The sequence below is a fragment of the Mucilaginibacter sp. genome (genome assembly GCF_039935595.1).
Lineage (GTDB): Bacteria > Bacteroidota > Bacteroidia > Sphingobacteriales > Sphingobacteriaceae > Mucilaginibacter.
Map to the genome: position 1 here is coordinate 1 of NZ_JBDTJZ010000117.1, position 11,358 is coordinate 11,358.

The 11,358-nt window shown below is 39.4% G+C and carries 13 protein-coding genes; 10 read left to right on the top strand and 3 right to left on the bottom strand.

The window, feature by feature from the left end; translation table 11 throughout:
- The 7 genes from ABI367_RS08055 to ABI367_RS08085 all read left to right on the top strand — a co-directional run.
- Window positions 1-621: ATP-binding cassette domain-containing protein (locus ABI367_RS08055; protein WP_462228451.1), on the top strand; the 621-nt coding region annotated here is incomplete at its 5' end.
- A gap of 46 nt (window positions 622-667) precedes the next feature.
- Window positions 668-1,030 carry a four helix bundle protein gene (locus ABI367_RS08060; RefSeq protein WP_462228452.1) on the top strand — a complete coding sequence of 121 codons (363 nt, stop codon included), beginning with the start codon at window positions 668-670 and terminating at the stop codon, window positions 1,028-1,030.
- 48 nt (window positions 1,031-1,078) lie between these two features.
- Window positions 1,079-3,478, top strand: a complete 2,400-nt coding sequence (gene gldG, locus ABI367_RS08065; RefSeq protein WP_462228453.1) for a gliding motility-associated ABC transporter substrate-binding protein GldG — start codon at window positions 1,079-1,081, stop codon at window positions 3,476-3,478.
- A 38-nt stretch (window positions 3,479-3,516) separates the two neighbouring features.
- Window positions 3,517-4,641, top strand: coding sequence for a DNA polymerase III subunit beta (dnaN, locus tag ABI367_RS08070; RefSeq protein WP_462228454.1), 1,125 nt, complete (start codon window positions 3,517-3,519; stop codon window positions 4,639-4,641).
- Window positions 4,642-4,801: 160 nt separating this feature from the next.
- The gene (locus tag ABI367_RS08075) at window positions 4,802-5,467 is read left to right on the top strand and encodes a DUF4397 domain-containing protein (protein WP_462228455.1); all 666 of its coding nucleotides are present in this window, start codon (window positions 4,802-4,804) and stop codon (window positions 5,465-5,467) included.
- A 1-nt stretch (window position 5,468) separates the two neighbouring features.
- Window positions 5,469-6,188 (top strand): DUF4397 domain-containing protein, encoded by a 720-nt coding sequence (locus tag ABI367_RS08080; RefSeq protein WP_462228456.1) that lies wholly within the window; start codon window positions 5,469-5,471, stop codon window positions 6,186-6,188.
- Window positions 6,189-6,306: 118 nt separating this feature from the next.
- Window positions 6,307-6,948, top strand: a complete 642-nt coding sequence (locus ABI367_RS08085) for a VTT domain-containing protein (RefSeq protein ID WP_462228457.1) — start codon at window positions 6,307-6,309, stop codon at window positions 6,946-6,948.
- Window positions 6,949-6,968: 20 nt separating this feature from the next.
- On the opposite strand, the gene ABI367_RS08090 is transcribed toward ABI367_RS08085, so the two are convergent.
- Entirely contained in the window at window positions 6,969-7,688 is a 720-nt protein-coding gene (locus ABI367_RS08090; RefSeq protein ID WP_462228458.1) for a TMEM175 family protein, read from the bottom strand.
- A gap of 6 nt (window positions 7,689-7,694) precedes the next feature.
- Window positions 7,695-8,552: a zinc dependent phospholipase C family protein gene (locus tag ABI367_RS08095; protein ID WP_462258063.1), complete on the bottom strand. Its 858-nt coding sequence runs from the start codon at window positions 8,550-8,552 to the stop codon at window positions 7,695-7,697.
- Window positions 8,553-8,789: 237 nt separating this feature from the next.
- Here ABI367_RS08095 and rpsT point away from each other — a divergent pair, with 237 nt between their 5' ends.
- Window positions 8,790-9,044, top strand: coding sequence for a 30S ribosomal protein S20 (gene rpsT, locus ABI367_RS08100; RefSeq protein WP_462228460.1), 255 nt, complete (start codon window positions 8,790-8,792; stop codon window positions 9,042-9,044).
- A gap of 122 nt (window positions 9,045-9,166) precedes the next feature.
- On the opposite strand, the gene ABI367_RS08105 is transcribed toward rpsT, so the two are convergent.
- Window positions 9,167-9,937 (bottom strand): carbohydrate-binding family 9-like protein, encoded by a 771-nt coding sequence (locus ABI367_RS08105; protein ID WP_462228461.1) that lies wholly within the window; start codon window positions 9,935-9,937, stop codon window positions 9,167-9,169.
- Window positions 9,938-10,055: 118 nt separating this feature from the next.
- On the opposite strand from ABI367_RS08105, the gene ABI367_RS08110 reads away from it, so the two are divergent.
- Window positions 10,056-10,394, top strand: a complete 339-nt coding sequence (locus ABI367_RS08110; RefSeq protein WP_462228462.1) for a PadR family transcriptional regulator — start codon at window positions 10,056-10,058, stop codon at window positions 10,392-10,394.
- On the top strand, window positions 10,391-11,041 hold the full coding sequence (locus ABI367_RS08115) for a hypothetical protein (protein ID WP_462228463.1): 651 nt from the start codon (window positions 10,391-10,393) through the stop codon (window positions 11,039-11,041). Before ABI367_RS08110 ends, ABI367_RS08115 begins: the two co-directional genes overlap by 4 nt.
- The last annotated feature ends 317 nt before the right edge of the window (window positions 11,042-11,358 follow it).

Here is an 11,358-nt window from a genome sequence, read left to right on the forward strand (position 1 = left end):
GTGCTGGGCTTTTTAGGGCCAAACGGTGCAGGGAAATCAACCACCATGAAAATTTTGACGGGATTTATTCCGCAAACCTCTGGCAAGGCTACCGTAAACGGGTTTGATGTGCGTACGCAGGCTATTGAAGTTAAGCGGCGCATTGGCTACCTACCCGAAAGTAACCCGCTTTATATGGATATGTATGTAAAGGAGTCGCTTGCTTTTATTGCAGGTATACATAGTTTATCATCGCCCGAGGCACGCATAGCCGAAGTGATTGAATTAACCGGGCTTGGTGTAGAGCAGCATAAAAAAATTGGTCAGCTAAGTAAGGGCTACCGTCAGCGTGTAGGTTTGGCGCAGGCCATATTACATAACCCCGATATTTTGATTCTGGACGAGCCAACATCGGGCCTTGACCCTAACCAACTCATTGGTATCCGCCAGTTAATAACCGACCTGGGCAAAACCAAAACCATCATTTTATCAACCCATATAATGCAGGAGGTTGAGGCAGTTTGCGATAAAGTGATCATAATTAATAAAGGGAGGATTGTGGCAGATGATTCGTTGGAGGGATTGAGAGGGAAGAATAAAGGCAAGTCTTTGGAAGACATTTTTATAAAATTGACGAATTAGTTCTAGTTGTTGTAAGGGTTGTAAATGTTATAAGAGTTATAGTTAAATGAATGGGTTTGAAGATTTAGACGTTTGGAAAAAATGTAGGCAGTTAAGGAATGATATATCCGTATTGCTGAAAAAATTTCCCGATGAAGAAAAGTACAGACTTATAGATCAGCTGAAACGATGTTCACGATCAGTTACAGCTAACATTGCCGAAGGTCATGGCAGGTTTCATTATCTTGATAATTTGAAATTTTGCCGTAATGCAAGGGGCTCTTTAAATGAAGTGTTAGACCACTTAATATGTGCTAATGATGAATCAATAATAAACGATCAACAATTACAAGAATATAGAAAGCAATATGATGAATGTTTTAGATTGCTTAATGGGTATATCTCATTTTTGAAAAATAAAAATGAATAAAGAACCTTTACAACCCTTACAACAACTAAAACTTTTACAACCTAACAAATGTACCCCATCCTCAAAAAAGAAATAACCTCTTATCTCAGCTCGCTGGTAGCTTATGTTACTATTGGGGTATTTTTATTGGTATTAGGGTTATTACTTTGGGTGTACCCCGAATCGAGCATTTTAGATTATGGTTACGCCGCGTTAGATAGCCTTTTTAATACCGCACCGTACCTGTTTATGTTTTTGGTGCCCGCTATAACCATGCGCGCATTGGCCGAAGAGCGCCGCGAGGGGACCTTTGAGCTGCTGGCTACCCGCCCGCTTACGCATTGGCAAATTGTAATGGGTAAATACTGGGCCGGGGTGTTAATTGTGCTTTTTGCGCTGCTGCCTACATTGGTTTATTATTACTCGGTTTATAGCTTAGGTAATCCGCAGGGTAATATTGATAGCGGCGGAGTTATAGGCTCGTACATCGGGCTATTTTTGTTGGGTTCGGCATTTACGGCTATAGGTTTGTTTGCATCAGCCTTAAGCAAAAACCAGATCATTGCCTTTACCATTGCCATATTTTTATGTTTCTTTTTTTACAGCGGATTTGATTCGCTTAGCGGATTGTTATCGCTACAAAACCTTAACCTGCCCGATTTGGGTATTACACAGCATTACCAATCCATAAGTCGCGGGGTATTAGATACACGCGATCTGGCGTACTTTATTGTTTTAACCGGTTTGTTTATTGGGTTAACCTTATTAGTGCTGTTGCGTCAACAGCAAAAAAGCTTAAAAAATACTACGCTATTTAAGCTGGCTGGAGTGTTGGTTGCGGTTATCGCGCTATCTGCCATTGGCTTTACCCGTTTTGATTTTACTAAAGAGAAATTATACACCATATCGCCGGTGAGCCGTGGCGTGCTGGATAGTTTGCCACAGCCTGTAAGGGTTACCGTTTATTTGCAGGGCGATTTAACAGGTGGAATGAAACGCCTGCAACGTGCTACCAATGATATGCTGACGGATCTGCGGTCATACAGCCATAAAAAGCTTACCGTTGATTTTATTGACCCGTTAGAAGGTTTGGCAACGGATCAGCAAAACCAGGTGATACAGGACCTGCAAGCACGCGGCCTTGAACCCACTAATTTAAATGTAACTACCGAGGGCGGCAGCACACAAAAGGTTATCTTCCCGTGGGCGGCGGTAACTGCAAATGGCAGGAGTATATTGGTTAAGCTGCTTGATGCCCAAACACAAATGAGCTTAACTGCCGATGAGCAGATAAATAATTCCATTCAAAACCTGGAATATGCTTTTACATCAGCCATTAAAAAAGTAAGCGGCACGGGTATACCCGCTATTGGTTTTACTATAGGGCATAATGAGTTAAGCAATGTACAGTTAGATGGCGCTATAAAAAGCCTGAGCGATGGCTTTTTTGTGGGCAGGGTCGATTTAAAAACCATCCCTTTTGATAGCCTGATAAATATTAGTATGCTGGTGGTTGATAAACCTGATAAACCATTTACCGAGCCCGAAAAATATAAGCTCGACCAGTATATAATGCGAGGCGGTCGTGTGGTATGGGCCATTGACCAGGTAAGCGCCGAACTGGATAGCCTGCGCGGGCATGGCGGCGAAGAGTTGGCGTTTAACAAACAACTGAATTTAGACGACCAGCTTTTTACGTACGGCGTACGTATTAACTACGATTTGATTGCCGATATAAACTGCGCCCGGATACCTATGGCCACAGGAAATATGGGCGGGCAGGCACAAATACAATTGGTGCCCTGGCTGTATTACCCGGTAATAATACCCTTATCAAAACATCCGATAGTGAAAAATTTGGATGGCATTTTTAGCGAGTTTGCCAGTACCATTGATGTGCTGGGCACCAAAAATGTAAAAAAGACGGTATTGCTTACATCATCGCCGTATAATCAAAAAATTTCCACTCCGAGTTTGATATCACTACAGAGTATTGAGCAGGCGCCTGATCCAAAAAAGTTTCAAAGTCCGCCAAAAGCAATTGGGGTGTTGCTGGAAGGTAAATTCAGGTCTGATTTTAAAAACCGCCCGGCACCCGACGGGGTAACTGATAAAATTGAACCTTTAGATGAAAGCAGACCCACCAAAATGATCGTGATAAGTGACGGCGATATATTTAAAAACCAGGTGGCTACTGATGGGTCGGCCTATCCGCTGGGGTATGATCATTACACGCAGGAGAGCTTTGGTAATAAAAACCTGCTGCTCAATATTGCCGATTATATGACGGACGATTCGGGTTTGATAGCCCTGCGCACCAAGGAGATAAAACTGCGTCTGCTTGACCGCGCCAAAGTGCATAGCGAAAAATTGAAATGGCAGCTAATTAATACTATTATTCCTTTGTTTTTAGTGTTAATATTTGCTATTTTTCAACATTATGTGCGCAAGCGAAAGTATGCACATTAAATTTTATACATTTGATAGCTAAACACTAAAAATTATCTATGAGATTTATCGTCTCCACATCAACATTATTGAAGCAATTACAGTCTGTAAGCGGTGCATTAAGCAGCAGTACCGTATTGCCTATACTGGAAAACTTTTTGTTCGAGATAAAGGATGGGAATTTAACCATTTCGGCTACCGACCTGCAAACCAGCATGACCACCTCGTTAAACGTGGAGGCTAAGGAGAACGGCCGTATAGCTATACCATCGCGTATATTGTTAGATACGTTAAAATCATTGCCTGAGCAGCCTATAGCATTCTCGGTTGATGACCAGACATTTGCTATTGAAATAAATGCCGGCGATGGTAAATATAAACTAAGCGGCGAGAACGGTGAAGATTTCCCGAAGATACCGGTAGTTGAAAATGCATCGTCAGTTAACCTGCCAGCATCGGTATTGGCCGAGGCCATAAACAAAACCATTTTTGCGGTAAGTAATGATGAACTGCGGCCGGCCATGACAGGGGTTTATTGCCAGCTATCAAGCCAGTATTTAACCTTTGTAGCTACCGATGCGCATAAGTTGGTACGGTACCGTCGTTTAGATGCCAAAGCGGATAGCACTACCTCATTTATATTACCTAAAAAAGCCCTAACACTTCTTAAAGCTGCGTTGCCAACTGATGACGTAAATGTATCGGTGGAGTATAACAGCACGAGCGCATTTTTTAAGTTTAATAATATTAACCTGGTTTGCCGTTTAATTGACGAACGTTACCCGGATTATGAAGCGGTTATCCCGTTAAATAATCCTAATAAATTAAGTATTGACCGCCTTACGTTTTTAGGTTCATTGAGCCGTGTGGCTATTTATGCCAACAAAACTACGCACCAGGTTAGGTTAAAAATAACCGGTAGCGAGTTGCACATATCATCAGAAGATATTGACTTTGCTAACGAGGCGCACGAGCGTTTAAGCTGCCAGTATGAAGGTGAGGACCTTGAAATAGGTTTTAACGCCAGGTTTTTGATAGAAATGTTAAAAAACTTAAGTTGCGAAGAAGTATCGTTAGAAATGTCGACCCCTAACCGCGCCGGGCTATTGCTGCCACAGGGTGGTGACGAGAACGAAGATGTGCTGATGCTGGTAATGCCGGTGATGCTGAATAGTTACGCTTAAATAATAAACTTAAATTATAAATCCAAAATCCAAAAAAAATTAGTCCGGCCCTTAAAAGCCGGACTTTTTTTGTTAATGACGTATAACAAAATTTACTATTAGCGTTATAGCTTTACAAAAGCTAAGAATGATATCCCTATTTTAGCGGTGTAATTATATTATGAGCATACGTACCCTGTTATATCTATTTGTGGCTGCTGTTGGCCTGTCATCATGCAAAAATAGCGGTGATATTGCGCCGGTATATAAAACAGCATCGCTTAACCTGGTCAATGCCGATAATAATGCTCTTAACGTTTATCAAAATGGAACCAGGATATATAACCCATCGCCACTAAGCCCGGGCGGAACCTCGGGGTATGTGGCGGTTAAATACGGCACACAGCAATATCAGCTTAAAATAGCCAGCCCGGATAAGCCCGATTACTTATTTACCGGGTATACTTTAACCCTGGATACCTTAAAGAACTATTCGCTGTTTATAGCAGGTGAAACGCCAGATAAGTTATTTTTAGTAGAGGATGTTAAGCCTGCAGCAACAACACAAGCTGCCATTCGTTTTGTTAACACTTTACCCGGCACGGTAAATTTGGATGTTACCATTGGCAGTCTTAGTTTTACCAACTCGGCGTTTAAATCGTATTCGGCATTTACTTTTATTAATGCAGGTATTAACGCTATAAAAATTTACCAGTCGGGTTCGGCAACGCCGTTGGTAAGTGATGTGCTTACGCTTACTGCAGGCACTACTTATACGGTATTTACTACGGGCACTATAAATGGTACCGGCACAAATAAACTAACCGCAAAATTGATACTCAATTAGCATGAATACTAAGAATAGCCATATATTATCTTTACTGTTTTTGGGCGTTGTTGCCGTTATGGCTACATCATTAATAGCATCCTGCGGCAAAACAAACACCGTACTTCCGGCAGGCTCAAACATACAATTGCAGGTTGTAAATTTAAGTACCGACCTGTTGCCTGTTGATCTGTATATCAACTTCAGCAAAAAGAATGCTGCGCCATATAGCTACCCAAATTCATCGGGTTATTTTTCGCTGGCCTCCATTGATACTCCTTTCCAGATACGCTCGTCAGCAACTACGCTTGCATCTATCAATATATTGTCAATAGACAGTGTTTTGAAAAACAATGTAAAGTACACCCTTTTTATTACCGGGTTTAAGGCCAACAAAACCATAAGCTACATATTTACAAAAGATACATCATCAGCATCAACAGGCGGCAGGGGTAAAGTAAGGTTTGTAAACGCAACTGCCGGCACAGGTATATTTAATATTACTGCCAACGGAACAACAGTATTTACCAACCAGGCCTATAAAAATGTATCGAAATTTGTAGAGATGCCGGCAGGTAATTATGATTTTAAATTATATTCAGCCAACTCATCAACTACGGTATTGTCTGATTTGCCGGGTGTAACCGTACAGGATGGTAAGTTGTACACCCTGTATTGTCAGGGCATAGTAGGCCGTACAGATACCGCAGCGTTTGGTATGGCGGTGTTGAATAATAAGTAGTTGATTAGTGATTGGTTAATTAGAGATTAGTTGCCTGTATATTTATGATAGAAAACCAAACACTAATCACAAATCTCTAATCACTATTCATTAACTTCGCCCCCAAAATAAAAAGCTATTGGAACTCATAAAACATCTTATTGATTTTATACTGCATATTGATAAGAACCTGGCGCTTATTATAAGCCAGTACCACACGTTAACTTACCTTATATTATTTGCCATTATATTTGCCGAAACCGGCTTTGTAGTTACCCCTTTTCTCCCCGGCGACTCATTATTGTTTGCCGCAGGCGCGTTAATTGCTGCAGGTGGTACCGGTTTGGACATTATTTTGTTAGCATTGATATTGATTGTTGCTGCGTTTACCGGCAATAGCGTTAATTATTTACTGGGTAATTACTTTGGTCCCAAAGTATTTAAGGCTGATAATAAGATTTTGAAATTAGATTATTACCTGCAAACCAAAGCCTTTTTTGACAGGCATGGCGGCAAGGCGGTAATATTCAGTAGGTTTATGCCTATAATACGCACCATTGCACCATTTGTGGCAGGTGTGGGCCACATGCCGTTGTTAAAGTATAGCCTGTATAATATCATTGGCGGCGTAGCGTGGATCGTTTTGTTTTTATTTGCAGGTTATATGCTGGGTAATGTGCCATTTTTTAAAGCGCATTTTTCATTAATAGGTATTGTAATTATACTGGTATCGGTCATCCCTCCAATTTACGCGGCCATAAAAACCGGGAAAAAAGCGTAGAGACGCAATATTGCGTCTGTTTATGAAGCGAACAATCGCCGCCTTTTTTTACCCCTATAACTGAACCAGGTTGAATAAACTACCGGAATTAAAAAATACACGTATCCTGATGCACCCACCACATTCAGAGGAAGCAATAAAGCTGTTGTGATAGACAGGATACCTATACCGGCACATAAAATATTAATGTTGGCAAAAGTTTTACTTTCAAATAATTCTTCGGGAGTAAGCTTCAAATCATCAGCCATTTTTTGTGCACGGCGATACATCAGGTAAAATAACATATATATAGCTGTAAAACCGATGCCATATATTACCATTAATGATGGCTTCTGATTTGGAAGTATCATGTGCATTTCGTGTCCGTGTAGCATGTATTTCCCCTGGCTAAATAGAGATACGAATAAAAATTTTAGCGGGTAAGTATATATCAGCACTATAAATAGTAAAATAGCATTCAGGGTTATGGTGTACTCATCCTTAAGCCCATAGCGCCTGAAAAATATATTCTGGCTGTTCCAGATGTTAAATAATAGGGCAAAGCAAACCGCGAAGCTTAAAGTTCCTTTCATGGTTTCAACCAGTTCATCAAATGATTTAGGTACCTCTAATGATACAATGATCAAAGTTAAAGCAAATGCGAAAACAGCATCGCTAAAGGTTTCAATGCGCGAAGGTTCGTGGCTGCGCCATTTAATTACGTTTGTTTTTTTAGTGAGATTTGCTGCTTTTACCCTCATAACGTATTAATAATTAATTATTGGCGATTTGCCGGACTTAAAAATAGCTTCTTCTTTTTGAATTTTCTGTATATCAGCCTGATTTAATGGTTGTTTTATCAATTTATTAAGATCAGGCTGCCCGGCATCAACCCAGGCCGAATACCAGTAACTACCTACCATTACTATGGCCGAGCGCATCCGGCGCTGAACCATGCCCTTTAATAGCTTTTGGTATGTTCTGCTGTATTCAACAGAATAATCGGTCACCATACGGTTGCCGCGTTTTACGTGGGTCATTTTTTTATCAGGGGGGAATTTGCGGTTTAGCATACGTTCTACCCACAAAACAGAATCAACCTCGGCAAATGATGCCCGGCAAATTTTAAAGGCCTGCGCCAGCGGGTTATCAATATACCGTACCTTGCCGCCATAATAATTATAGGCGTAGCCAAATAGCTCGGGCAGGCGGCTCTCCCATAAAGCATGTAGACCGGTTTGGTTGGTTAACTGCCCGTTATAGTTTTGGGTAAGGTGCATGGGCACATGCGCGTCGGCAATATAATGCCCCAGGTTGGCAGATGTGATTAAAATGCCGGTAGTGTCATGATTTTTAAAGGCATCAACCAGCCAGTAATAGTTGCGTTGTATGGCCCAAGGCACGGTGCCGTATTTGTTAAGGGTGTCTTCGCTGTATTTTACCACCGCGTCTTTCCAGCGCTGTGGTATGCGGGCAAAAGGGTTTTTACCATAATGATCTGCATTTAAATAATGGCGCGGTGCCTCGGTGCTATCTACATACCGCTTTTTATCGGCGCTGATGGCATGATCGGTAATAAACCCAATATTAGCTCTATAAAAGCCCGTCATAGCTTTAGGTAGCATAAACACGGCCAAACGGTTAATACGGTAATGCGCATAAAACCCCCAGGAAGAGCAAAATAGTATTAAGAATAACCCAATAATTAGCTTGCCGGTTAACCGCATATTTTATAAGGCAATAATGAACCATAAAATAAGCGCATTTTGCCATTAAAAACTAATTTAAAAAAGTGATTTGATTTTATAATAATTCATCCTATATTTGCAGTCCTTAAATAAGAATAAGAATATTAAGCTAAAATGGCAAATCATAAATCATCATTAAAAAGGATCAGGTCTAACGCTGCGAAGCGCTTACGTAACAGGTACCAGGCAAAAACTACAAGAAACGCTATCAAGAAATTGAGAAGCACCACCAGCAAAGCTGATGCTGCCCCTTTATTGTCTAAAGTGATATCAATGCTTGACCGTTTGGCTAAAAAGAACGTTATACACAAAAACAAAGCTTCAAATAACAAATCAAAGCTTAGCAAATTTGTTAACGGCTTAAGTTAATCAACTAAGTTTTTTAAAATATTAAAAAGCGATGAGTTTACTCATCGCTTTTTTTTGTGCATTATTCTGCTGTTTGTGGCTTCATAAACAGCAATACACATATTGTTTTTAATATAAAGCTGTTATTTCTTATCCTCAAATTCCATTAGTCCAAACCGGTTGGGCTGGTGTACATCTAGCCTGGCATCATAAATAGGGAATAGCGTTGCGGTCGAACGAAACCGGTCATCAAGTAAATTTCTGTCCTGTCTTACAGCCTGGAAAGCCCATTTTGCGCCAGCCCTTGGTCGTTGAAAATTGCCCAATGACGAAAAAGGTATCGCAATTTCCATTGTCCAGCCTTTATCTTTATCCTTATCGTTATTAATTGTTCCATCAGTGGTAACGGCAACCTTAAATTCAGCGTTGTATTGCTTTACAAATATGTTTTGTTTATTAACATATTGCCAAAACATAATATAATCATAAGCGGCTTTGGCTATATTAATTTCAAAACCAAAGTGCATATTAAGGCTATCAGGCACGGGTAGCACAAAAAATTCGGCGCAATCATCCAGGTAGGGACGACCGTCCGGTTTGGTCTCGCGAAAGGTAAGCGAGGTGTCTTGGGCTGTATAAAATAGATACATATTGGCATTATCCCACATCATCCTGAATTTGGTTTTCTGTTTATCCATAGGCTTATTGTCACCCCGGTAAAAATAGTCGAACGAAACTTCCTGCGCATCCTTCCATGCCGCCTCATCCATTTTGCCATCAATAGTCATAGGCTCGGTAGTTTTGGCCACTTTATATAAAGGCTGTTCGCCTATAACCAATTTGTGGGTTTGCGCATAGATAGCAAAGCTTGTTGCAATGCAGAAAGCCGCAGATAAAATAAGTTTACGAATCATTTTTTGTTATAATTTAAGTTCCCTCTAAATTAAAAATTTATAACAAATAAGCACACATCGAATTATTTTATATGCATAATTTTGTTATGTATATAAAATAATTATATATATTTGTGGTATGAGTACTAATCAACTGCTTAAAGGCACACTGCAAACCATCATATTAAAACTACTGGAAGATAACCACGAAATGTATGGTTATGAAATAACCCAAAAGGTAAAAGATGTCTCCGAAGGGGGTATCATCCTTACCGAAGGCGCACTATACCCAACCTTGCATAAATTAGAGGCCGATGGACTGTTGGAAACCTATACGCAGGTAGTTGATAACCGCGTACGCAAGTATTATAAACTGACAGAGCAGGGGGGTAAGGAGGTAACTAACAAACTAAAAGAGGCGGGGGAGTTTATTAACCAGTTGCAGGCATTGTTAAATCTGAAACCTATAATAAAATGACACCATCACCCGAACAGCTGAAATTATTGCAGGATAATTTGCGAAAGGTTTTAACTTATAGAGAAACCTATGAAGAAGTATATGATCATATTTTATCTGCCCTGGCAAATGAACCTGATAATATCAACATAGGTGATGCGCTGAATAAAATTATACAAAATGACTTTGGCGGGTATGAAAAACTATCACGGTTAGAAAAAACAATAAAGCGGGCGCTGGTTAAAGACACTTTAAGGAAATATAGTTTTTTTTTAATTTCTTATTTTGAGTTTCCGGTTTTAATATATACAGTAGGCTTATCCCTATTGTTTATTTATTTCTCTTTAATCATAAAAGTAAATTATTTATCCTGGTCCATTTTATTTAGTATACCAATATTTGCTCCCGGTATAATAGTAAATATCCGCCATTTCAAAAAAGGTTATATTTTAGGTGATACCAAACAATCAGCCCGAGATAGAATATTCAGGACCATTTCGCGCATACCCATGCAAATTTCTATGTTCGTGTTTTTCACAAGCATTCATTATAAATTTAATTATAACCAGGTATCTATCGCTATTATTTTTATAATATTAAATATTCATGTTTTAGCCATGCTAAAGCTGTATAACTATGAATTTAAAAAGATAAGTGTAAACCGATAATTTTTTATTTAATAATTTGATATGTAATTTAAATATCTATATTTGAGGTGTATCACATAACTAATACACTATGAAATATAAAACATCACCATAGCAACAGCATGAATTTTTGTCCGAAACAACTCAGATAATCAATATATAGAACAAAAAAATAAAAAAATTGGGTTGTAACATTTGTAAACGTTGCATTATCTAACTAATACTATCATTGCAATTAATTAAAAATAAAAACAACAAATACTAATCACTTAGTTATATTTGCAGCACCTAAACCTTATCACAATATATGAAATTCATTTTTACAGCAATACTCGCTT